The sequence below is a fragment of the Rhizobium sp. SYY.PMSO genome (assembly GCF_046840415.1).
Classification (GTDB): domain Bacteria; phylum Pseudomonadota; class Alphaproteobacteria; order Rhizobiales; family Rhizobiaceae; genus Rhizobium.
This window is the reverse complement of the sequence record NZ_CP177351.1, coordinates 444157-467626: the sequence shown is the minus strand read 5'-3', so window position 1 is coordinate 467626 and position 23470 is coordinate 444157. Positions and strand designations below refer to the sequence as shown.

The 23470-nt window shown below is 60.7% G+C and carries 21 protein-coding genes; 12 read left to right on the top strand and 9 right to left on the bottom strand.

Translation table 11 applies throughout. From position 1 onward, the window contains the following. Positions 1-66: 66 nt before the first annotated feature. Entirely contained in the window at positions 67-1392 is a 1326-nt protein-coding gene (locus ACJJVH_RS28875; protein ID WP_412066819.1) for a M20 family metallopeptidase, read from the bottom strand. Positions 1393-1582: 190 nt separating this feature from the next. After that, complete coding sequence (locus tag ACJJVH_RS28870) at positions 1583-2251, bottom strand: GntR family transcriptional regulator (RefSeq protein WP_412066818.1); 669 nt, start codon at positions 2249-2251, stop codon at positions 1583-1585. A gap of 155 nt (positions 2252-2406) precedes the next feature. On the opposite strand from ACJJVH_RS28870, the gene ACJJVH_RS28865 reads away from it, so the two are divergent. Beyond that, a complete protein-coding gene (locus ACJJVH_RS28865; RefSeq protein ID WP_412066817.1) occupies positions 2407-3777 on the top strand; it encodes a malonyl-CoA decarboxylase in 1371 nt (456 codons plus the stop codon). Further along, positions 3770-5281, top strand: coding sequence for a malonate--CoA ligase (locus ACJJVH_RS28860; RefSeq protein ID WP_412066816.1), 1512 nt, complete (start codon positions 3770-3772; stop codon positions 5279-5281). The genes ACJJVH_RS28865 and ACJJVH_RS28860 overlap by 8 nt, the downstream gene beginning before the upstream one ends. A 127-nt stretch (positions 5282-5408) precedes the next feature. Here ACJJVH_RS28860 and ACJJVH_RS28855 read toward each other — a convergent pair whose 3' ends face one another. Continuing rightward, the gene (locus ACJJVH_RS28855; protein ID WP_412066815.1) at positions 5409-6101 is read right to left on the bottom strand and encodes a CerR family C-terminal domain-containing protein; all 693 of its coding nucleotides are present in this window, start codon (positions 6099-6101) and stop codon (positions 5409-5411) included. 131 nt (positions 6102-6232) lie between these two features. On the opposite strand from ACJJVH_RS28855, the gene ACJJVH_RS28850 reads away from it, so the two are divergent. The 6 genes from ACJJVH_RS28850 (at position 6233) to ACJJVH_RS28825 (ending at position 13402) form a co-directional block, all read left to right on the top strand. Next, entirely contained in the window at positions 6233-7351 is a 1119-nt protein-coding gene (locus ACJJVH_RS28850) for an HlyD family secretion protein (protein WP_412066814.1), read from the top strand. Continuing rightward, complete coding sequence (locus ACJJVH_RS28845) at positions 7348-8922, top strand: DHA2 family efflux MFS transporter permease subunit (protein ID WP_113358427.1); 1575 nt, start codon at positions 7348-7350, stop codon at positions 8920-8922. The genes ACJJVH_RS28850 and ACJJVH_RS28845 overlap by 4 nt, the downstream gene beginning before the upstream one ends. Positions 8923-9075: 153 nt before the next feature. After that, entirely contained in the window at positions 9076-9381 is a 306-nt protein-coding gene (locus ACJJVH_RS28840; RefSeq protein WP_113358428.1) for a hypothetical protein, read from the top strand. Positions 9382-9878: 497 nt separating this feature from the next. Further along, entirely contained in the window at positions 9879-11048 is a 1170-nt protein-coding gene (locus tag ACJJVH_RS28835; protein ID WP_412066813.1) for an MFS transporter, read from the top strand. 14 nt (positions 11049-11062) lie between these two features. Beyond that, positions 11063-12172 (top strand): class II histone deacetylase, encoded by a 1110-nt coding sequence (locus ACJJVH_RS28830; protein ID WP_412066812.1) that lies wholly within the window; start codon positions 11063-11065, stop codon positions 12170-12172. A 219-nt stretch (positions 12173-12391) separates the two neighbouring features. Further along, on the top strand, positions 12392-13402 hold the full coding sequence (locus ACJJVH_RS28825) for a helix-turn-helix transcriptional regulator (protein WP_412066811.1): 1011 nt from the start codon (positions 12392-12394) through the stop codon (positions 13400-13402). Positions 13403-13450: 48 nt separating this feature from the next. Here the strand turns inward: ACJJVH_RS28825 and ACJJVH_RS28820 are convergent, their stop codons facing one another. Next, a complete protein-coding gene (locus ACJJVH_RS28820) occupies positions 13451-14848 on the bottom strand; it encodes a M20/M25/M40 family metallo-hydrolase (protein ID WP_412066810.1) in 1398 nt (465 codons plus the stop codon). 289 nt (positions 14849-15137) lie between these two features. Between ACJJVH_RS28820 and ACJJVH_RS28815 the strand changes: the two genes are divergently transcribed. Beyond that, positions 15138-15956, top strand: coding sequence for an arginase family protein (locus ACJJVH_RS28815; protein ID WP_412066809.1), 819 nt, complete (start codon positions 15138-15140; stop codon positions 15954-15956). A gap of 44 nt (positions 15957-16000) precedes the next feature. On the opposite strand, the gene ACJJVH_RS28810 is transcribed toward ACJJVH_RS28815, so the two are convergent. After that, a complete protein-coding gene (locus tag ACJJVH_RS28810; RefSeq protein ID WP_412066808.1) occupies positions 16001-16819 on the bottom strand; it encodes an alpha/beta fold hydrolase in 819 nt (272 codons plus the stop codon). 10 nt (positions 16820-16829) lie between these two features. Next, positions 16830-17768, bottom strand: coding sequence for a choline ABC transporter substrate-binding protein (gene choX / locus ACJJVH_RS28805; RefSeq protein ID WP_112803499.1), 939 nt, complete (start codon positions 17766-17768; stop codon positions 16830-16832). Between the two features lie 115 nt (positions 17769-17883). Here choX and betI point away from each other — a divergent pair, with 115 nt between their 5' ends. From betI to ACJJVH_RS28790, 3 genes are all read left to right on the top strand, one after another. Further along, a complete protein-coding gene (gene betI / locus ACJJVH_RS28800) occupies positions 17884-18471 on the top strand; it encodes a choline-responsive transcriptional repressor BetI (protein WP_112803501.1) in 588 nt (195 codons plus the stop codon). A gap of 263 nt (positions 18472-18734) precedes the next feature. Beyond that, positions 18735-19160: a DUF5086 family protein gene (locus tag ACJJVH_RS28795; RefSeq protein WP_412066807.1), complete on the top strand. Its 426-nt coding sequence runs from the start codon at positions 18735-18737 to the stop codon at positions 19158-19160. 51 nt (positions 19161-19211) lie between these two features. Further along, entirely contained in the window at positions 19212-19556 is a 345-nt protein-coding gene (locus ACJJVH_RS28790) for a DUF2195 family protein (RefSeq protein ID WP_412066806.1), read from the top strand. A gap of 355 nt (positions 19557-19911) precedes the next feature. Here the strand turns inward: ACJJVH_RS28790 and ACJJVH_RS28785 are convergent, their stop codons facing one another. The 3 genes from ACJJVH_RS28785 to ACJJVH_RS28775 form a co-directional block, all read right to left on the bottom strand. After that, positions 19912-21135: a polysaccharide biosynthesis/export family protein gene (locus tag ACJJVH_RS28785; RefSeq protein ID WP_412066805.1), complete on the bottom strand. Its 1224-nt coding sequence runs from the start codon at positions 21133-21135 to the stop codon at positions 19912-19914. Between the two features lie 273 nt (positions 21136-21408). Then, positions 21409-22512, bottom strand: coding sequence for a porin (locus ACJJVH_RS28780; protein ID WP_113401335.1), 1104 nt, complete (start codon positions 22510-22512; stop codon positions 21409-21411). A 558-nt stretch (positions 22513-23070) separates the two neighbouring features. Then, positions 23071-23451: a pore-forming ESAT-6 family protein gene (locus ACJJVH_RS28775; protein WP_112804141.1), complete on the bottom strand. Its 381-nt coding sequence runs from the start codon at positions 23449-23451 to the stop codon at positions 23071-23073. Between the last annotated feature and the right edge of the window lie 19 nt (positions 23452-23470).

Here is a 23470-nt window from a genome sequence, read left to right as displayed (position 1 = left end):
CGGGTGGACGCCGGGCAGAAAGGATGAAGGGACAGCAAGGGCAAACTTGAATGCGAGATGCGAAACTCAGGCGACGCCGCACCAGTCGAGGATGGCGGCCGCGAGAACTTTTGTGGTCGTCTTGATCGATTCCACATCCGCCCATTCGTCGGCGGCGTGCTGGTTGGCGCCAAAGGGGCCGTAGCGGATCGGGTGAACACCGGCAACCGCATAGTGAGCCCCGTCGGTCACGCCGATGGAGCCGCGCAACGCCGTCGGTTTTCCGAGGCTGGCCCGCCGGTCGGTGACGATCCTGACAAGCGGATGATCGGCAGACGTGTTCATCGGCGGGAAATGCAGATCGTAGAGATCCCACTTCACCTCGATCGGATTTTCGCGCAACCACGGATCGGTAGCGCAGAAATGCGCCACGAAGCGTTCGAAATCGGCCCGAATGTCGGCGCTCGTCTCGTGCGGCATGAATTTATGGTCGATGTCGATCACGGCCACGTCCGGCACGATACCCGGATTGGTCATGATCATCGGCAGGCCGTCGGCACCGAGGCCCGCACCGATGCGCACCGCGCCGACGCCGAAATGATTGATGCCGGGCGGCATCATCGGATGGCTTTTCACGCGTGCATTGGCGGCCTCATAGTCGCGCAGCGCCGACAGGAAGCGCGTCGCCATGTCGGCAGCACTGATCGGCGGAGCCTTGCGGTTTTCCTGATAAGGCTGGGGATACATGCCGGTGAAGCGATAGGCCGAATGCCCCTGGCGTCCGCGGATGGTGACGCGCAGCCATTCGAGACCGCCCTGGCTGATGAAGATCTCGTCGCCGCCTGGTTCTGCGATGATTGCCGCGGGAGCGAGATGACCGGCACGCACCATGGCCTTGGCGCCGAAGCCGCCCGCCTCTTCGTCGACGACGGAATGCAGCGCGACCTTGCCCTGAAGCCGGATGCCCGCCTCGCGAATGACGCGCAACGCCTCCACGCAACAGGCCATGCCCGCCTTCATGTCCATGGTGCCGCGTCCCAGCACCTTGCCCTCGCGGATGTCGCCGCAGAACGGATCGTAACTCCATTCGCGCCGGTCGCCGACCGGCACCACATCGATATGGCCGCACAGGATCAGCCCGCGCTCCGGGCTGCCAGAGGCTTCGGTTTCAGCCAGAAGATTGGGGCGGCCAGGCAGCGCGTCGAACGTCCGGATGTCGAGACCGCAACCGGAGAGCTCGCCGGCGATCAACTCCTGAACCTGACGTTCCAGGCCCTCTTCGGGCTCGACCTGAAATTTCGGATTAACGGAGGGAATACGCACCAGGTCGCTGGTCAATCCCACTGCCCGGTCCGGCCCGGCATCCAGGCGCGACCACACATCGGCCACCGCCTCTTCAACTCTTTTATGCATCGTTCCCTCCTCGCGGCATTGGCCATGACCGACACATCGCCAGGCATGGTCTGGAGAGAGCGTTCTTCTGTGCCCTATCGTCTCCAGCGCGATTTGAACGGTAGTATGGGTGCGAAATAAAATATGTCAATAATATTTCATTTCATCCAATATTTTTTCATAAAAGAGGATTTCATTACATTTTCTGCCGTCAACCTGAAAGCGCCGCGCGTTCGGCTGCGATCTGGGCAACGAGATCGGAGAAGCGCTCGCCCTGAATGGCGATATGCATGCGCAGGGCTGCGGCAGCCTCGTCTCCGTTGCCGTTCAGTATGGCTTTGACGATGCGGTCGTGCTCGGCAAAGGAATTGTCCATCCGGTTGCGGGCGCGCAATTGCAGGCGACGATAGGGGCGCAGGCGCCGATGCAGGGCGATGCACTGTTCCTTCAGGAAATCGTTATGGCTCGCCTCGTAAATCGCAGCGTGAAAAGCGTCATTGTCGTAATAATAGGCGTCGGCGTCCCCGGCCTGCAGCGAGCGGCCGCATTTTTCGTGTGCCGCAAGAAGGGTGCGGCAATCGGCCGAGGTATGGCGCCGCGCCGCATGCCTGCCTGCCATGGCTTCAAGCTCGGCCATCACTTCGAACATTTCGTAGACACGATGCGGCGCCGGCTCCACAACGATGGCGCCCCGCCGCGGACGGATCTCGATCAGGCCGATGGCGCCAAGCTGCATCAGGGCTTCGCGAACCGGCGTACGCGAAACGCCGAACTGATTGGCCAGCTTGGTTTCGTCCAGTCGATGACCGGTCGGAAGGCGGCCGCTGAAAATGTCATTCTCTATCTGGTCGCGTAGCCTTTGGACGATATTTTCCGACATGAATGCTCCAGCGAAGAATCTTGCATACAAGAATATTGACTTTGCATGCAAGAACGATAGCATGATTTCGACTGCGGGAGAATATGAAGCCGGACCAATCTTTTGTTGCGGCGTATCGCCTCCCGCGATTGCCTGGTCATAAGGCGGAGAAGCTCATGGGTACTTTATCGTCCTTCCGCGATATGCTCGATGCCATTGCCGAACGTGGCCGCCGGCTGGTTGCTTCGTCACAGCGGCCGGGAAAGAAATGCACGGCGATGGAAGCCCTCGCCATGCGTTGCGAAGAACTGCTTTCCAGCAAGGGCGAAGCATCCGGACTGGCGCTGGCGCAAGATATTCTCACCGGCTGGGCGGCGCTGAACGAGGATGAGCAGCGCGCATTCATGCGCACGCTGCTCGAAAGGTTCGGTGCCGACGATGCGCAGCTGGACAAGGCTATCCGGGCCTATGAGGCACAGAGAAGCCCGGAAAACCTCGCCCTTTTGCACGAGGCGGCCGAGCCAAGGCGGCAGGAACTGATCCGCAGGCTGAACGCAGCCCCGAAAGGCACGGCCAGTCTGGTGCATATGCGCGAAGCGCTTTTGCGGCGGCAGGCTTCCATGCCGGAACTGGCGGTGGTCGATGCGGATTTTTCGCATCTTTTCGCCTCGTGGTTCAATCGCGGCTTCCTGCAATTGCAATCCATCGACTGGACGACACCCGCGCATATTCTGGAAAAGATCATCCATTATGAGGCGGTGCATGCTATCGGCGACTGGAGCGAGTTGCGCCGGCGCCTGGCACCGGCGGACCGGCGCTGCTTTGCTTTCTTCCACCCGCAGCTGGTGGACGAGCCGCTTATCTTCGTGGAAGTCGCGCTGACCCGTTCCATGCCCGAAAAGATCGCGACGCTGCTCGATGAAAAGCGCGAGGCCATCGCGCCGGGCGATGCCGATACGGCGGTTTTCTATTCCATCTCGAATTGCCAGCCCGGGCTGCGCGGCATTTCCTTCGGCAATTTCCTCATCAAGCAAGTCGTGGAAGAGTTGCGGCGGGAAGAACCGGGGTTGAGGAATTTCGTCACGCTTTCGCCCGTGCCGGGTTTTGCCCGCTGGCTGAACGCAGCGGATAAAACGGCGACATGGGATGCCGATCTATTGAAAAACCTGCTGGCGCAGCCCGGTTGGCACCAGGATGACGCGGCGGCCGCACAGGTCCGGCCGCTCCTGCTCGGTGCTGCGGCGCATTACTTCCTTGATGCCCGCAATGGCGGCGGGCGGCCCGTCGATCCCGTTGCGCGGTTCCATCTGGGCAACGGCGCGCGGCTCGAGCGGCTGAACTTCCTCGGCGACGTCTCGGCCAGGGCGCTGCGGGAATCCTGCAGCCTGATGGTCAATTACCTCTACAAACTCGACGATATCGAGCGCAACCACGAAGCCTATGCCGAACGCGGCGAAGTGGTGGCCTCGCCGGAAGTCCGCAAATGGAACACGGCGCCGAACTCCAGAAAAACAACAGCAAAATCTCCGGAAAAAACGCATGCCTAATCATCTTTTCGACGCCATCCGCAATGCCCTTCCCGCACCGGAAGCGACTTTCATCGAAACGCAGGCCGGCCACGTCTGGACCTATGGCGACATGCTGGATTTGTCGGCACGACTCGCCAATGTTCTGGTGGAACGCGGAGTTGGGCCGGGCGACCGTGTTGCCGTGCAGGTGGAAAAGAGCGCGGAAGCATTGATGCTTTACCTCGCATGCCTGCGCTGCGGAGCGATCTACCTGCCGCTCAATACCGGCTATACGGTCGCGGAACTCGACTATTTCTTCAATGACGCCAAACCGGCGGTCGTGGTGGCGTCACCCGCCAACGCGGACAAGCTGGCAAAGACGGTCCGCGACTGCGGCGCCCTTCTCGAAACGCTCAATGACGAGGGCGGCGGCTCGCTGATGGAGCGCGCGAAGGACGCCAGTTCCGTTTTCAGCGATGTGGAGCGCGGGTCTGACGATCTCGCCGCCATCCTCTATACCTCGGGCACGACCGGGCGCTCGAAAGGCGCGATGCTCAGCCACGGCAATCTTCTATCCAACGCGCTGACGCTGCGGAACGTATGGCGCTTCACGGCGACCGACCGTTTGATCCACGCCTTGCCGATCTTTCATACCCACGGCTTGTTCGTTGCCGTCAACGTTACGCTGATCTCCGGCGCGTCGATGTTCCTGCTGCCGAAATTCGATCCCCACCAGATCGTCGCCCGCTTCGATGCAGCAACGGTCCTGATGGGCGTGCCGACCTTCTATGTACGCCTCGCACAGGACGAGCGCGTGAACCGCGAAAGCACGGCGCATATGCGTCTGTTCATCTCCGGTTCGGCACCGCTTTTGAGCGAAACGCACCAGACATTCCGGGAGAAGACCGGACATGCCATTCTGGAGCGCTATGGCATGACGGAAACCAACATGAACACCTCCAATCCCTATGAGGGGGACCGCATCGCCGGAACGGTCGGCTTTCCGCTGCCCGGCGTCGACATCCGCGTGGTGGACATGGAGACCGGCGCAGCGCTCGCGCCCGGCGAGACCGGCATGCTGGAAGTGAAGGGACCCAACGTCTTTCGGGGCTACTGGAACATGCCGGAAAAAACCAAGGCGGAATTCCGCGACGACGGCTATTTCATCACCGGCGATCTCGGCCAGATCGACGAGCGTGGCTACGTGCATATCGTTGGACGCGGCAAGGATCTGGTGATTTCGGGCGGATACAACATCTATCCCAAGGAAATAGAGACCGAGATCGACCAGGTTGAAGGCGTTGTCGAAAGCGCCGTCATCGGCGTGCCGCACAAGGATTTTGGCGAAGGCGTCACGGCGGTCGTCGTGGCACGGCCCGGTTTCGCTCCGGATGAGGCCGGGATCCTGGCTTTCCTCGGCGAGAGGCTGGCACGCTACAAGCTGCCGAAACGCATCCTCTTCGTCGACGAGTTGCCGCGCAATACGATGGGCAAAGTTCAAAAAAACATTCTGCGCGAACGTTACGCTCATCTCTATGACTAGGGCGCGAGAAGGCGCCGGAAACTCCCGCGAACCGGGTTGACCTTGCCCCGTCGCCCGGTGATCGCATCAGCACTCCCCACGCAACGGCGTGGGGAATGGCGCTGAACCGCTCTACCCGTTCGGGACATCAGGTGGACCGGTAGGAATTCAAGATGACCATGGTCTGCCTTCTCACGACGGCTTTGAGCGTTTCGATTCTCTCGGTCGTAAACTCCTTCCATCCCATCCAGTCCTCGATGTGTTGCCGGGCGAGATGAACGACGACCAATTGACCGTTGATCGTCGTGCACACGACGCTGATTTCCTCATCGCCGAGACGAGGGCCGCCGATACGGGACACGACAGCGGCGCAGCAGTCCCGAATCCGCCTTCCCGTAGCGCTCTTCCCGCCTGATTTATTTGTCGTCCGGCTTGACGGCGCTTGATGCTGCGCGATGAACAAGGCTCGGGTTGCGGCGTCAGGCGTGGCAAACAGGAAATCCGCCAGGGCCTCAAGAATCCGGCAATATCCATCGATGAGCCTGTCGGCGTCCGCATTCGCTGCAAGCAGGTCCTCGACATCCCTGGCAACAGGCCCGATCGCATCCCAGGCGGAAGCGTGGATGTCTTCGATGCAGGCCTGATAAAGCCCTTCCTTGTTTTCGAAATAATATTGAAGCGATGGCGGCGGAACACCTGCCGCGCTTGCGATTTCCCGTGTGGAGACGCCGGCGAACCCCTTCTCGCCGAAGAGGGTAATCGCCTTCCTGATGATCTTGGTCTTCGTTTCCTCGCCGCGAGGATAGCCGCTCTCGGCGTTGCGCCTTCTCAAACTCGTCATCAATCACTCCATTCACGCAGGACGATAACACGGCCGTCAAAAATATTCCAATCGGAAAAATTCTTCCAGTTGACATATTTCTTCCAAATGGAATAATTCACGCACTTCAACGAACATCGAGCGACATGAACATGGACGCGCAAGTCTCCCCCACGCCCGCCTCCACGACGGATACGCAGACCCGGAAGAAGCGCAGGCCCAGGCGATATATCCTGGCGGCCATCGCAGCCCTCGCCCTCATCGGCGGCAGCTATTACGGCTACGACTGGTATACGAACGGGCGTTTCATCGAGAGTACCGACAATGCCTACCTGCGGGCCGATCAGGTCTCGATGGCGCCGGTGGTGTCCGGGCAGATCACCGAGATCTACGTCTCCGACAACCAGGCCGTCGCCATGGGTCAGCCGCTTGTGAAGATCGATCCGCGTCGCTACGAGATGGCCGTTCGCGAGGCAAAGGCGACCGTCACCGCTCGAGAGGCCGACGTGGCCAAAAGCGAAGCCGACATGGAGCATCAGGATTCCATCATCGCGCAAGCCCAGGCCGACCTGGACAATGCGGACGAAAATGCCCGGCTTGCCCAGCAGGACTTCGACAGGACATCGCCCCTTGCGGCAAGGGGCATCGAAAGCCAGCAGAAAGTCGAGCAGGTTCAGAGCGCTCTCGAACAGGCCAAATCGGTCATCCGGCTGAAGCAGGCGGTCCTCGACGCCGCCCGCCAGGAGATAACAGCCTTGAAAGCCCAGGTCGAACAGGCGCATGCGGAGCTGGCCGCCGCCCGGGAAAGCCTCGGCAAAGCCGAGATCGACCTTGGCGACACGGTGCTGCGCAGCTCCATTTCGGGCCGTGTCGGAGATCGCACCGTTCAGGTCGGCCAGTTCGTGCAGCCCGGAACGCAACTGCTCACGGTCGTACCGACCGACAAGATCTATCTCGTCGCCAACTACAAGGAGACCCAGATCGGCGACATGCGCGAGGGACAACCGGCCACGATCCGCGTCGACGCCTTTCCCGACCTTGAACTGACCGGCATCGTCGATAGCTTTGCCCCCGGAACAGGAGCGCAGTTCGCCCTCCTGCCGCCGGAAAATGCCACGGGCAACTTCACCAAGATTGTCCAGCGTGTGCCCGTCCGCATCAAACTCGATACGGCACAAAAGGACATGCCCGCGCTCGTCCCCGGCCTCTCCATCGAAGTCTCCGTCGATACAAGAGCCGCGATCTCGCCTAAGGTGGCATACGCACAATGAGCGGCAATGCGACAGCGACGTCTTCGGAAAGCGCAAGCGTCACAGATTGGGTGGCGGTCGTCGCCGGGGCGCTTGGTGCCCTGATGGCGACGCTGGACATCTCGATCACCAACACCGCCCTGCCCCAGATCCAGGGCGCGATCGGAGCCAGCGGCACCGAAGGAACATGGATCGGCACGGGATATCTGGTCGCAGAGGTCATCATGATCCCGCTGACTGCGTGGTTTACGCGATTGCTCGGCCTGCGGACGCTGCTTCTCGTCACCACCACGATGTTCGTTCTTTTCTCCATGTTCTGCGGCCTGTCGGACAGCCTCGTCGGAATGATCATCGGGCGTGTCGGCCAGGGTTTCTTCGGCGGGGCTTTGATACCAACGGCACAGGTAATCGTCCGGACCCAGCTGCCACCGCGCCAGATGCCGGTCGGCATGAGCATTTTTGGCGTTATCGTGCTTATCGGGCCGATCCTCGGCCCCGTTCTCGGCGGCTACCTCGCCGAAGAAATCACATGGAGATGGTGCTTCTTCCTCAATCTCCCGGTGGGGATCGCGCTGTCGATCCTCCTGCTCGTCGGCCTGCCCCGGCAAAGCCCGAACCTCGGGCTCCTGGCCAAGGCGGACTGGCTGGGCATTGCGGGCATGACGCTCGCATTCAGCTGCCTGACGGTCGTGTTCGAGGAAGGCCAGCGGGAGAGCTGGTTTGAATCTTCGATGATCGTCGAGCTCAGCCTCGCCTCATTGCTCGGTTTCGTCGTGCTCTTCATCACCCAGAAGACGAGCGCGGACCCGGTCATCAAGCTCTCCCTGCTTCGAAACGGCGCTTTCGCCAGCGCCACCATGATCGCCCTGGCCGTGGGCGCCGCGACCTATGGCGCGACCTTCATCCTGCCCCAGTTTCTAAGCTCGATCGCGGGCTACAATCCCCGCCAGGCGGGCGGCATCATGGCCTTGTCGGCCGTGCCGGTGTTTCTGCTCGTCCCGATTCTGCCGCGTGTGGTCGGCCGCTTCGACGCGAGGCTCATGGTGGCGCTGGGTCTGTTTTTCTTCGCAGCCAGCTGCTTCGTCGATGTGGGCTTGAGCCCGGACAGCGCCGGGGGTGATTTCACCATCTCGCAACTGCTGCGTGGCGTCGGCCAGATACTGGCCGCAATGCCGCTCAACCAGGTCTCAATGGCCGCCATCGGACGAGAGAACGCCGCCGACGGCGCGGGCATATACAGCATGGCGCGAAACCTCGGGGGATCTATGGGGCTTGCCCTGAGCGGCGTTGTCATCGATCAGCGAAGCGCGGCCCATTCGGACACGATCCGCGAGACGCTCACGGCCAATTCGCTCGCCGGACAGGCGCGGCTGGCGGTGAGCGGCGTATCGCAGGGAATAGACACCGCCACGGCCAAGTTGCGCGCCATCTCGCAATTATCGAGCCTGATCGAGCGAAACGCGCTCGTGATGACCTACAGCGATTGCTTCTGGCTGATGGGCGTCATGATCCTTGCCATGATGCCTGTGGTGCTGCTGCTTCGCCGGCCGAAGCCGGTGAGCGGAGAAACCGCGCTCGCCGCCGGACATTGAATACGGGCACCCACCGCCCGCGCATATGCGACCTGTCGCATCCGAGGCATGATGCCGCCCGGATCGAAAAATAAGGGACCGAGCAAGGTTTGGGTTGACCGTTTTCGGCGGCAGGACGACACTTGAAGGCGCAGCAAGGTGGGAGGAAACAAGATGGAAGAGTCGGACCGGTGGCGCCAGATGGCAACAGCGCCGAAAGACGGCAGTCGGATCCTGGTTACGGTCCGCCCGTCCGAACAGGGGCCGGCGGAAGTGGATCTTGCCTACTGGTCGCATGGCGATCAGTTCGGGGCGGAAGGCTGGCGCGCCTCCGATTCCTCACCCGGTTGTATCATCGAATATGCCGAACCGGAGCTGAAGTGTTGGATGCCGATGCCCTTGGCCAATCTCAACCGTGCCGCAATGCCCTTGCCATGGGAAGGCGAGGACGCCGAGCAGCTCGACGGCTCGGGGATTTGACGAGACGCTTCCCCATATCGTGAAGAACAGGCCGCCAGCGGAGCGCTAATCGCCGCGAGGCTTGCCAATGCCCGCTTCGACGGAAAGCGAACCCGTGCGCCATCGAGAGCTCATGACCGTCTCATGCATCCCTCATCCATGCTGCCATCCGGCAAAAGCTTTGCGATGACGCTTTCATGCTCCGCCGTTCGATGCGTAACGGCATGGGAAGCGCCCTCACGAAAAGGGAGATCACGCCACATGCCGGATGAGAGCGGCTTGTAGCAACGCGCGACCTCCCCCCGGAAACGGCCAGCCCCAAGCGGCCCGCCGGCCGGCGATAGCGGCCGATACCGGATCATGGATCCAATCGTTCATCTGAACGACTAGGCGAATTCGAATCCGCTTCTGATACTGCGCGTTCTCGATAGACGAAGAACGCCGAAAACAATCGGCCATCAGGGGGATCGAACAGCTACGATGAAATATTTCGTTCAGTGTCAGCAATGGGTGTGGTCATGACGATGACATCAACCTCGCCTCACCCTCCGACTGCGTTTCCGAAACTTACCCTGACCGCGCTGGTGGCATTTGCCGCAATCACACCGATGGCCCTCTTGGTCGCGCCAGCGCTTGCCGCACAGCTCGGCATGGAACTGGGCATCGGCCCGGCGCAGATCGGCACCTATTTCTTCGTGGAAAACGGCGCCTTCAGCGCGGCCTCACTGGTGTCGCTTGCCTGGCTCGGGCGGGCCAATGTGCGTGTCGTCGGCCTCGTCGCGCTCGCCATCTTCATAATCGGCAACCTGACCACCCCGCTCGTGCTGCCCGATTATACCAGCCTGCTGTTCATTCGTGCCTTCACGGGCTTCGGCGGCGGCACGCTTATGGTCCTGTCGATGGTCAGCGGCCAGGACGCCGAAAATCCGGATCGCGTTTTCGGCTACTGGGTGGTGGGGCAACTCGTGGCCGGCGCGCTGGGGCTTTTTCTCTTACCCCATCTCTTTGCGGCTTTCGGGCTCAAATCCTTCTATCTTGCACTCGGCGTCATTACTCTGCTGCTTTCGCCTCTCTACCGGGGATTCCTGGCGCCCGCCTCATCGCAGCCATCCGCTTCAGCGGATGCGTCGACCGGCCGCTTCGTCGTGCTCGCCATTCTGGCTGTCGCGGCCATACTTGCCTTCTACATCGCCATCGGCGGCGTCTGGACCTTTGCCAGCATGGCGGCGTCACAGGCGAAAATCGCCAACGAGGCCGTTGGCGGCATCCTCGCCGTCGCCTCGCTCTTCGGCATTGCCGGCGCAATGCTCGCCACCTATCTCGGCGGTCGCCTGGGTCGACGGGCGATGCTCATCGTCGGCTATGCAATCCTGCTGCTGTCATTGATCGGCCTGGCGATGTCCTCCGACAGAACCGGCTATACCGCGGCCATCTGCAGCTTCAAATTCGCCTGGACCTTCGTCCTTCCCTTCATCGTCGCAGAGGTGGCAGGCCGCGACCCAACCGGCCGGCTCGTTGCCTCGACGACGCTCATCATCGGCACAGGACTGTCGCTCGGACCGCTCTTCGCCGGCCTGCTGCTCGGTTCGGCCTGGGGTCTCTCCGCGGTCTTCACCGCCGCGACGCTCTGCGCCCTCCTCTCCTGCATCTGCCTGTTTGCCTCACCGAAATTGCAATCCACGGTCTGAACGGGAGGTAACATATGGGAAAGACGGCCTTTTTTACCGATGAAAGAACCTTCTGGCATACCGGCGGCATCCAGTCGCTGGTCCTGCCGGTGGGTGGCTGGGTGCAGCCGCCCTCAAGTGCCGGCTTTGCGGAATCGCCCGATTCCAAACGACGGCTCCTGTCGCTGCTCAAGGTCTCGGGGGTTGCGGACAAGCTTGACATGCGTTCGGCGGAGCCGGCCAGCCGGGAGGACCTGCTGCGCATCCATCCGGCGGCCTATCTTGAGGCTTTCAAGCAGGCCAGCGACACGACGGGCGGCGATTTCAGCGGCTCGGCGCCCTTCGGCATCGGCAGTTATGAGATTGCGGCACTCTCGGCCGGCCTCGCCACAGGTGCGATCGACGCCGTCTTGTCCGGCACATGCGGGAATGCATTCTCGCTGTCGCGTCCTCCGGGGCATCATTGTCTGCCGGACATGCCGCTCGGCTTCTGCCTGCTTGCAAACATTCCGATCGCTATCGAGGCGGCGCGGGCAAGGCATGGAGTTGAGCGTGTCGCCATTGTGGACTGGGATGTTCATCACGGCAACGGCACACAGGCGATCTACTACGAAGATCCCGATACGCTGACGATCTCGCTCCATCAGGACAGGTGCTTTCCACCCGGCTACTCGGGCGCCGAAGATATCGGCGCCGGCAGAGGAACGGGCGCGAATATCAACATTCCTCTCCTGCCCGGCGGCGGTCACGCCGTCTATATGCGCGCCTTCGAGCGCATCGTCGTCCCAGCCCTGGAGGCCTTCAAACCGGACCTGATCGTCGTGGCCAGCGGCCTTGATGCGTCGGCGGTCGATCCGCTTGCCCGGATGAACCTGCACAGCGACAGCTTCCGCAACATGACGCGGACCATGGTCGATGCGGCCGCCCGCCTCTGTGGGGGGCGGCTGGTCATCATTCACGAAGGCGGGTACTCGGAAACATACGTCCCCTTCTGCGGGCAAGCCGTGATCGAGGCGCTTTCGGGCGAAACCAGCGCCGTTGTCGATCCTCTCATGGAGATGGCGCTGGCATGGCAACCGGAGGAGCGGTTCGATGCCCTTCAGTTCGGGATTCTCGAAGAAATGGCGCGATCCCGTGGCCTCTAGAAATTGACCTGCGCGAAGCCGGCGGTCTATCCTGCGTAAGCCGGCATGATGCGCGACCTGGCTCGGCTTCAGCCGGCTTCAAAGGGGGGAGCGAAACTTGCGATGGGACAAGGCGTCACGACGCGCGGAAGACGTGAATCGCCGGCGTTGAGCACAGGAAATCTTCATGAACCTATCCGGCTGGATATGGTTTCCGGCTCCGCGCGGCCCGCGCGCCGCATGGATTTTGCCGAAACGCTGGCCAGCCCCGGCAATGTCAGCAGCAAGCTGAGCCTTTTTCTTCTTGACCTTTACGCCGCCGCCGTGCACGAGGATGTCGGTCGCTTCGAAAGATGCTTCTTTTCGCTGCTGGAAGATCTCGTCCCTTGCGACGCGGGTTGGACGGGTGTTGCCGCGCCGGCGGAGAACAGGCCGGTCAACCACTGCAGCTTCGTCTACCAGCTGCCCGAGGATTTCTTCCGGGAGTGGCTCCATGTCACCGATCGGGACCCCTTGGCCGATCTGGCACGCCTCGTCTTCGGGCAGGCCACGGTCGTCGACAGCGACGACGAGACGGTCGATCCGGAATTCAGAGCGTGGGCGCAAAAATTCGGCCTTAAATATCTTCTGCGGGTCTGCGCGCTGGACAATCGTTTCGGGCTGATCGGCTTCCTGTCCATCTATAGGCGCGACGCCGCGCAACCATTCACCAAAGCGGAAATCGAGATGATGGAAACCCTGATTCCGCATCTTGCGGCGGCGATGCGGATTAATCGCACGATGCAGCTGTTTCGCCTGGGACAGGAGGTGGTCGGCGCCACAAGGCGCGCAATCTGCGACGCTTATGGCGTCATACACCGCGCGGACGAGGGCTTTGCCGAGGTGGTGCGGGCGGAATGGCCGGACTGGAACGGCGGCAAGCTACCTTCCCCTCTTTGCCGGCACGTCCGCTCGCAAACCGACAAGCCTTTCATGGGTGCGCTTCACCGCATCGACATCAGCCCTATTGCCGGCCTGTTTCTCCTTGAGCTGCGCCCACGGTCGCTGGCCGATCGGCTGGCGTCGCGGGAGCTCGAAACGATCCAGCATTTCGCCAATGGCGCCTCCTATAAGGAAGTGGCGCGCCGGATGAACATTTCCCCGGCAACGGTCAGGCATCACTTGCGATCGGCCTATAAGAAGCTCGGCGTCCACGACAAAATGCAGATGTCGCGCTTGATTGCCGGAGTGGGTGAACGCCGGTTCGAATAAGACGGGAGCAGTACGGAGGAACGCGGCAGGCAGGGGCGACAGGCCGGATCAGCCGGGCTGATGGCCGATATCCCAGAACAGACCGGTCATGATCGCCAGCCCTTCGGCGATGATCGAGACTGGCAAATGTTCGTCTGCGCCGTGCTGACCGCAGCCGGGATACGAGTGCGGAATCCAGATGGTCGGCAGACCGAGCGTCTGCGCGAACACATGGTTGGGAAGCGCGCCGCCGAAATTGGGAATGATCTGTGGTTTGCGCGCCAGCGTCCGCTCCATGGAGCCCGCCGCGAACGTCACCCATTCGTTTCCGAGCTCCGATCTGCTCGCAGGGAAAGGCATGGAGCCCGTCGGTGTTGCTTTCACCCGCGAACAGCCTGCGCTTTCGAGCTTTCGCGAGACGGCAGACAAGACGCCATCGGCATCGACACCCAGAGGAAAGCGCAGCTCAAGCCGCGCCCTTGCCGAGGGAGGGATAGCGCCGATCGGTGACTTGATATTGCCGACTTCGATGTCCATGACTTCGAGGGTCGACCACGCGTAAACGCGCTCCGCCTGGGTCAGGCCCGGCTCTCCCCACCATTCATCCAGCGAGACCTTCTCCGCCGGTGCCTTGATATGGCAGGATTCCAGCGACTTGCGGATATCGGCCGGGATGGTCCCCGGGGTCAATTCCGGGACCAGGCACTGGCCGGTGGGACCGATCAGCGCCGCTATCGCGTGGCAAAGCTCGACGCCGGGATTGGCAACCAGGCCGCCCCAGTTGCCCGAATGCAGGAAATTTGCTCGCTCGTGGACCTCGAGATAAAAATCGAGAGCGCCCCGCGAGCCTAAAAACATCGTGGCTTCGTCTTCCGAAATCCGCGGGCCGTCCGACGCGATGAAAAGATCAGCGTCAAAATCGTCCTTCCGGTCGGCGCAGAGCTCGGCAAGCCCGGGAGAACCGCATTCCTCTCCCATTTCAAAAAGGTATTTTACATTGAAACCCAGCGAGCCGACGGTGTCGAGCACGGCAGCCAGCGCGGCAAGATTGACCAGATGCTGTCCCTTGTTGTCGGCCGTGCCTCTGCCATAATACCGACCGTGCCGCTCCTGCAGGACGAAAGGCGACAGACCCGGCGTCCATTGTTGCTCAAGGCCGCTCACGACATCGCCATGTCCGTACATCAGAACCGTCGGCAAGGCCGGATTCTCGATGCGGCTTGCGAGCATGAACGGCAAAGGCGTCTCTGTTCGCCTGTAATACGCTACCTGAAAACCAAGCCGCTCGCATATGGGCTCGATCTCGTCCCTTAGATATCTTTCGACATCGGCAATATGTTCGGGTTCCCTCGAAACGGTCGGGATGGCGACGCAGCGCGCGAGATCCGCGCGAAAGCTGCCGTCTTTCAATCCTGCAAGAGCAGTCGCAATCGCGTCGTCGCGGGTGGATAAGGCGGTTGTATGCATCGGTTCTCAAGCCACGATATCGATTTGGCCCGTTCTTCTCGCATGAAGCGGATCGATGCTCAAGCTGCATACCGGCGGGAAAGCTCCATTCAAGGTTTCGCCTGCCTGCAATGGCCGTCCTCTCGCCGCGAAAAGTGGCGTGGCGCCGCCAACCGGTCCAAATGACCGATTGCCACTGCCGGCTACATCGATATATCTAACGAGATATATCGATTTTCGTCAGAGTCTGGCGATGCGCGCTCACGCGCGGCCAATGGCTCTGAAATCACCCAAACATACGGAGTATCGCTTGACGTTTGAGCTTGTCGTTTCCCAAGGGCGCATTGCCGACCGCACGCGCGGCGCGATACCAGGCGCGGCGAAGACGGCGGAAGCGCTACGCCAACAGACCGGTCTATCTCCAACGGTGGTCGGAACGCCCGCCCCTCCAAAAAGCGACGATTGGTCGACGAGCCTGCCTGAAGCAAGCGGCACACTGACCGAACTGCAGGCGGCGGTTCGCGCAATTCTGGAGCGCGGCAACACGCCGTTGATCGCGGCGAACACCTGTTCCGCAAGTCTCGCAACGCTTCCCGTCGTCGCACGCGCGCATCCTGATATAACGATCCTCTGGATCGATGCCCATGGCGACTTCAACACGCCGACGACGACGGAAAGCGGCTATCTCGGCGGCATGGTTCTCGCGGCGGCCTGCGGGTGCTGGGACAGCGGTTTCGGCGACGGCGTCGACCCGTCGAAGGTCGTGATCGCGGGTGCGAGAGATATCGATCCCGCTGAAGAGGCACTCCTGCGGCACGCCGGCGTTCGCGTCCTGTCCCCGGCGCAAACAAGTCCCGGCTCCATCCTGTCGGCGATCGGCAACGGACCGGTGTGGATCCATGTCGATTGGGACGTTCTCGAGCCGGGCCATGTGCCCGCGGCCTACGCGATCGCCAAAGGGCTTCTTCCGGAAACATTGCGGGCCATCTTCGAACGGATTCCACGGCGACAGATTATTGGAATAGAGCTTGCCGAGTTCGAGGCGTCGGAGGACGAAGCGGAGAATGCGAGAGCGCTCGCCTTTCTCCTTCGGGCCATCTCGCCGTTGATCGCGACGCGGCAAGAGTAAGTTCCGGTTGCCCCCGCTCACCGGGCTTGCTCCGGGACAAAGGGTTATTGCGCCACGTCTCTGAGAAATCCGATGATATTCGATGCAACCCGCAGCGGATCTTCCCAATGTGGGTTATGGCCGAAACCATGCATGACGATCGATCGGGCGGCGGGTAGCGCGGCGGATAGTCTCCGGCGGTGCCCTGCATCGAAGAGTTCGTCCTTGTCTCCCGCAAGGCAGAGTACGGGGACCGCTATCTCCGCCGCCGCTTCGCCCAGATCAAGATCATGAAAGCCGGAAAGCACTTCATGCCAGACGGACGCCGGAATGGTCGCTGCTTCCCGGCCCAGATAGGTCAGGAAATTCCGGTCGACCTGCTGCGGGCTTGCATGCCAGAACGCAAAGAACGGATTCGAGGGCTCTATGGGATCGGACAGGGCAAGGATACGCCTGGAAATATCTCCATCCGCCGGGAAACCGGGTCTCAATGTTCCTGAGACAGTCACAAGCGCCTTCAAGGAACGAGGGCGGCGGGACGCGAGTTCGATTGCCGTCATGGCGCCCAGCGAATGACCGACGACAGCAAGAGGCTCCGTGCCCAATTCCGCAATCAGGGCCTCGACATCGTCGGCGAAGTCGCGCACGGCCAACTCCGTGCGCGCATCCGAGTGACCATGGCCAGCGAGATCGGGCATGATAAGGCGATAGTCTTCGAGATACGGCTCGATCAATGAGAAGCTGCGGCTTGAATCCGAGTAGCCATGCAGCAGGAGCAGCGTTGGGCCTGCTCCCCCATTGTCGATGAAGGCCGACATGCGGCCGTCCGGCAACCGAATTCTCGATTTGCGGTCGTTCCAGCTATCCTGTGCGATATGTTGCATGGGTAGAGGATCACAGACCCAGTTTCGCCTTAACCGCGTCAAAACCCGGCTGTCCGTCGATGGTCGTGACGTCCTTGAGCCAGGCATTCAAGCGGGCGGGTTCCGATGTCAGCGCCTTGGTCGCGGCCTCTTCGGGCGACAATTCGTCATTCATCAGATAACCCATGCCCTTGTTTTCGAAATCAACGTCGAAGGTGAGGTTCTGCAGGAGTTTCGCCACGTTGGGGCATTCTTGCATATAGCCCTTGCGCACCTGTGTCGAAACGGTTGCAGCGCCGAAATCCGGCCCGTAGAATTTATCGCCGCCGGTCAGGTATTTGATATCGAACGCCGTGTTCATCGGATGCGGCGCCCACGCCTGGAACACGATGAAATCCTTGCTCTTCACGGCGCGCTGGACCTGGGCCAGCATGCCCTGCTCGCTGGATTCCACCACGTCCCAACCCTTCAGACCCAAGGCAGGATCGGCTACGGCGTCGAGCATCAACTGATTTGACCCCGGCTCGATTCCATAGAGCTTCTTGCCAAAGCGGTCGCTGAACTTCTGAAGATCCGCGAAATCCTTGACGCCCGCGTCCCAAACGTAAGTGGGCACGGCGAAGGTGTACTTGGCGCCTTTCAGGTTGGTCGCGACGGTCTCGACCGAACCGTCGGCTTTGAAGGGCTTGTAGTAGTTGACCATGGCCGGGTCCCAATAGCCAAGAAAGACGTCGAGATCCTTGTTCTTCATGCTCACGTAAATGATATCGACGCCGAGCACGGAGCTTTGCGCCTGATAGCCGAGCGCATTGAGAAGCGTCGCGGCGATGCCCGTCGTAAAGGCGAGGTCGTTCCAGCCGGGCTCCGCCATTCGCACCGCCTTGCAGCTTGGAGGATCGGCGGCAAAACTCGGCGCGGCAGCGGCGCACAAGGAGAGGGAAAGCATCCCCGTTTTCAGAAGCCTGTTCATTTCATCGCTCCCATTTTTTCACATTGCCTTATTGGTCATTTTATTGTCCCACTGGTCAACAATTGATCTTTGCCGCTGAATTGTCAATGGTGAACCGTCAAAACGGGAATAATCGATGAAACTCACCGCAATCAGCACGGTCCGGCGCCTGGAACTCCGCAAGGCAGCGTTCGAGGTTTTGCAGAAGGAGGGGATGGCGGGTGCGACCTTGGAAAAGGTCGCCATGCACGCCGGCGCCTCGAAAGGCATCGTGCTTCACTATTTCAGAAATAAGCAGGAACTGTTCGAACACGCGATGCGGGAAGCCAACGCGTCATTGAGCGAAGCGGTCAGCGCCAGACTGAAGCGGGCGACGACACCGTATGAACGGCTCGATGCGATTATCCAGGGAAATTTCGAGGAACGTTTTTTTCAACCCTCGGTCTGCCACGCCTGGCTGTCCCTCTGCGCTGAAGTTCCGCGGGAGCCGCAACTGGCGCGGATTCAGAAAGTCATTCACGCTCGCATGCGCTCGAACGTGATGTCCGCCCTTGTCGATATATTGCCTCGTGCCGAATGCGAAGCGGTCGCATTGACGATCACGTCTCTGATCGACGGGCTCTGGCTGCGCGGCGGCCTTCAATCGGGGGGATTATCGCGGGAAACAGCAATAGCACAGGTTCAGGACTACCTGGCCTATCGACTGGGTCCGCCACGAAAATAGCCATACGATCCACCGGCCGTTGCAAAATTGCGGCGAGAGAGCCGGGTTACAGCGAGAACTTTTGCGCCGGCACCCAATCCCGATGTCAGGTATCGACTGCGAGCCATCTCCCGGCTCCCCTCTCTCCAAGGCCACGGCTTCGGCAAACCGGTCTAATGCATCGTCCCGCTTGTGCGGGCAGGAACAGTCAAAACGGCCCGGGAGCGACATTCAATTCGGTCTGCCTGCCGGCCGATGGGTGAAGTGAAAATTGAAAGAGAACGATGTTGACGCTTTTGAAATTGATCGCGCCTCTGCCATGCATTTGCCTTCTCGCCTGCCATCCGGCGCAGGCGCAGGAATATCAGGAAAGCGTTATTCTTTCCGTTTCCTCCAAAACGCTGCAATGGGCCGATGTCTACAAGGCGCTGCCGAACCGGCCGGACGATCCCTATTATCATGTGCGTGTCATCAAGCGGCAAAAAGGCTGGAAGCCCTGGCAGTTCAAGGAATTGGCGTTTCACATGGCGGTGACGCCAAAGGCGTTGGAGGCGAGCCGGATCCATGAAAAAGCGAAGATCTACAGCTACAAGGATGTGGAGATTCGCGGCGCGTATCGTCGCTGGCTCGACGATCCGTCGACGCGCTCCGAAGTTCCCGTTTGCGATACGAATATTCTGAGCTGCGTCAGACAATTGCCGGCGCGATAGAACGAGGAGAAGCCTGTGCGAAATCTGCTTCGAGGCGCGGCACTCTCCGCAATGTTCTGCGGCGCGGCCGCTGCCGCCGATATCGGCGATGTCGTCTTCCGGAATGATCTGGCTGCCTGTGTGACGGTCGAAGCCGCGATGACGCGAATTGAGGCGAACATCGTCTCGACGGACGCCAGGTTTCGATTGCACCGCCCCATCGGCGCATGCGGATGCTTCTCGGCGCTTGCGACCTATACCAGCAGCGTCAACGACCACGGGACCAGGCAGATTGTGAATGAGGGCCTGATAAGCATCAAAAACGGAGGCCGGAAAAGGCTTGTCCTTGCCGCCGAGCCGGCGCTCATTACAGGCAAGAACGTACAAGTGCGCCTGACCTGCGCACGTCCATCGTAGTGACTCGCCCGATTATTTAAACTCGTGATGGAGACGCACTTTCCGCAGCGAAATTGTGCCCTAAGTTAGCTCTGCCGCACCGCCAAATGTGGCAGAGACCCGGCACGGCGGACAACACGAGGACGTAGCGTCGGGTCTCAACCGGGAGAGGGCCGGGAAACCTTTTTGCCTTCCGCATAGCGCGTTTTCGCCTCTGCGCCGACAGCTTCACGAGCGATTTGCCCCGAACCGTGGCTGCGGGCGGTTCCGTATGTCATGGCATCGCGGGGCCGCATGCGCTCTTTGTGAGGCCGGACGACAAGCCGCTGGGTGACGATGCCAGCGGCGTTCGACAGGCCAGTGTCAAGAGGCGTCGTCAGTTGCCAAGGTTGTTCGCCGTAGCCGCGCCCTGTGAGGCGATGCCGAGCGGGGTTCCGATGAGACTGAGGAACTTGCGGATATCGACGGAAGGATGGCGCGAGACATAGATGACGTCGCGGCTCTTGACCGGGAACGTCTGCCCGACGATCAGGCTGTCGGGCCTGGACATGTCAAAGCGATAGACGATCGGATAGCGTCCCTTGGCATCCGCCGCCATCCCCTTGCGCAGCAGTTCCTGGAAGCGGGCCGGGCCAAGCAGGCTCCGGGCGATTTCCGGCTCTTCGTACCGGAACAGGAAGAAGCCCGTGGCATTACTTGCCGCGTCGACCGCGCCATGGCCCAGCGCAACCGCCTCGAGCAGGTTGAGATCGTTGGCGCCGAACTCGATGCGGCCGCTTCCGCGAACGGAACCGAGCAAGGTGAAGGTTCTCGGATCGCGCACCAGGAAAATCTGGTCGCCCGGACGGACATAGATGTCCTCCGAAGGGTGCTCGATGATCGATTTCAGCAGAACCGTTCCGGTCCTGTTGCCGCGAACCAGCGTGACATAGGTTTCGTAAGGCTGCGTCACCGGGCCGCCGGCCTCGGCGATCACCTCGGTTATCTTCTTGCTGGTCAGGTCCAGCGGCACCATGGAAGGACGCCCGACCGCGCCGGAAACGGTGATGGTGCGCGACGGCGCGCCCGTGCTCGTGACGATGACATCCGGCTCGACGGCCTTGGTCGCCAGAGCCGCAAGGATCGCCTGGCGCGCCTGCTCGAGCGTCTTGCCGGCAAAGCGCACCGAGCCGGCATAGGGGATCGCCGCCGTGCCGTTCGGCTGCACGACGATATCCATCGACACCTGCTTCGACTGCGCCGTCGAGAACAGGCCGTCGACACCCGCTTCGAAAATCGTGACCTTCAGCGCATCGCCGACGCCGATCACGACGGGCCCGACGCCGCCGCCCATGCCGAAGCGGCGATTGAGCGTGGAGGAAACATAATCGGAAACGAGACGCGCGCTGCGGCTGTCTATGTCGACAATATCGAAAACCGCGGCATTGCGGCGACCAAGCTCGGCGCTGGACTGTCCCGCATCGCTCTCGATGCTCCCAGCCAACGGTCCCTCGCTCGAGACCGAGTTACATCCCGCCAGAACCACGCAAAACAACACGGCGCCAATACGAATCAATTGCAAAACCTCAAACCTATCAGCTGCCGCGATAGCCAATGGCATGCATCGAATTCATCGACGCTTTGAAACAGGATGAACCCAATCGACAAGCCCGATCAACCGATAGAAACCCAGCCACGATCATCGGATGACTCTCGGTTTTCAAATAGCCGGAACACGGCCAAAGAAGCGTAAGCCAAACAGCATAGAGAGAAGCCCTCGAGGGAACGAGGCCTCCTCCCCTCTCTGACCGGAGGTCAACCGATCAATGAATGAAGCCTGGCGGATTGGTACGTCAGGCTTCTCTTACCCGGCACGGAGCCGGGTAATTCATCATTAGAAGTTGCGTTCGAAGCGCAGGATACCGGAAACCGTATCGTCCTTGGCATAGTCGTAGTGGACGTAGGTCAATTCCGGCTCGATCAGGAGATCCTTGACCGGGTTGAACTTCAGGTTCGTCGTTGCTTCGAAGATCTTCGAGTCGGTGTAGGCGAGCTGAACGTTCCACTTCAGCTTTTCGTTGACCGGTACGCCAACGCCACCCCAGACAGCCCAGTCACCCCAGCCGCACTTGGCTGCATTGACGGTGCCGTTCGGCGCCGTGCAAGCGGAAACGTCCTGGTTGGTGCCTGCGTACTTGTTGAGGTTGTCGCCGTCGGTGTTCCAGCCGCCCATCAAGAAGGCCGAGAATGCGCCGAAGTCGGCATCGACACGAGCCTTGATCGCGCCTTCCGACTTGATCGAGTCGTAACCGCCGACAACCTTGAAGCCCCATGCGCCGGACTTGAAGCCAGCACCGGCAACAACGTCAGGAGCGTAGTGGTTGGCCTTGTCGTCCGTGGCCCAGCTTGCGCCGTAGGCAGCGCCCGAGCCGCTGGAGTTCGAATCTTCGAGCGAGATAACAGCCGAGAAGCCGTTGCCTGCGTCGTATTCGTAGGTCAACTGGTTGAGTTCGTACGGACCGTCATAGATCACGTCGTCGTTGATGACGTCGCCGGCGTAGCCCATGTACAGGTTGTACTGCGAGTCTTTCTTACCGACCGTGAAGCCGCCGAGGCTGATGTAGGACCACAGCAGGTTGGTGGAGGTGGAGTTGCCGTCGTTCCAGTCCCAGCGAACGATGGTTTCGGTCTTCAGCGGACCGTATTCGGTGTCGGTTGCGGTGTTGACGTTCAGCTCGGCGCGGGTATGCCAGAGCGTGCCCTGCTTGCTGGCGCGGTTGTAAGCGTTGTACCATTCACCTTCGGTACGAACCTTGCCGCCGATCTTGAGGCAGGTTTCGGTACCCGGGATGAAGAAGTAGCCAGCACCGTATGCGTCGCAGATGCGAACGTATTCCAGAGGCTCCGGCTCGGCAGCAACGATAGCGTCGGCTGCATGCGCGCCAGATACTGCTGCCAGGGCAGCAGCGGAGCCGAGAAGAAGGCTCTTGATGTTCATAATAACTCCAATCTCTCTTGATTGGGTCTGAGATATCGCGCCGGAAGCCGGCGCGCCCTACCCCATCCCGTTCATGTCCCCTATCAGTAGGTGCGGAATGGTAACTTCCGCCAACTATGTGTTGAACCGACTTCACTGATTTAGCAAGATACCAAGGGTGACGAACTATTGCGAATGCCGCTTGAAAACGGGCGTCGTTGCAAAAATGACACAATCCTAGGGTGAGTGGGGCCGCAAATGTCGATCCCGTGGAGCGATCTTCGCCGGGCATCGCCATACCTTAATAAACCATTAATAAATCTGAAGAAATTCGAAATTCGCAAGAATGCCTGCGATGCCGAGCATCAACGCGGTTGCGGTGCACACAATTCGACGGCAGACATGGACGCACGGCTGGACGATTGCGTTTCGCCGATCCCAGCCCTTGGCCCAGGCAGCAAGCCCCGGTCGGTGGCATCGGCAACCTTGTTCGCCGCCGCCGGCCGCATCGAAATCCGGCGCGAGGCCGGACAACGGTCAATCAGGCTGCGACGGCCAAAACCGTCGCAGCCTGATCTCTTACTTGGGAAGTTGCGCGCCAGCCTGCTTTACTGCGTTCGCAATGGCTTCGCAGAACTGCTTTTCGGAGATGTTCTGCGCCTTCGTAACGGTTGCAAGATCCTGGTTCACCCCCATGGCCGAGATTTTGCCATTTTCGCCTTCCTGCTCGGCCGCATCGCCCTTCGTCTTGTCCGAAGGCACCGGGATGAGGGCGATCATTTTTGTCTGCGTCTCGACGGCGGCCGCATCAATGTGACCTGCGTTCTGGCAATATTTCAGCACGCCAAGCTGATTGCGCGCCGAGTTGTACGCCAGTTCCATCTGATCGCTGGACACCTGCGCATAGCCCGGAACGGCGAAACCGAATGCTGCGATGCCGGTCAGAATGATCTTTCTCATATAAAACTCCTGATTGTTT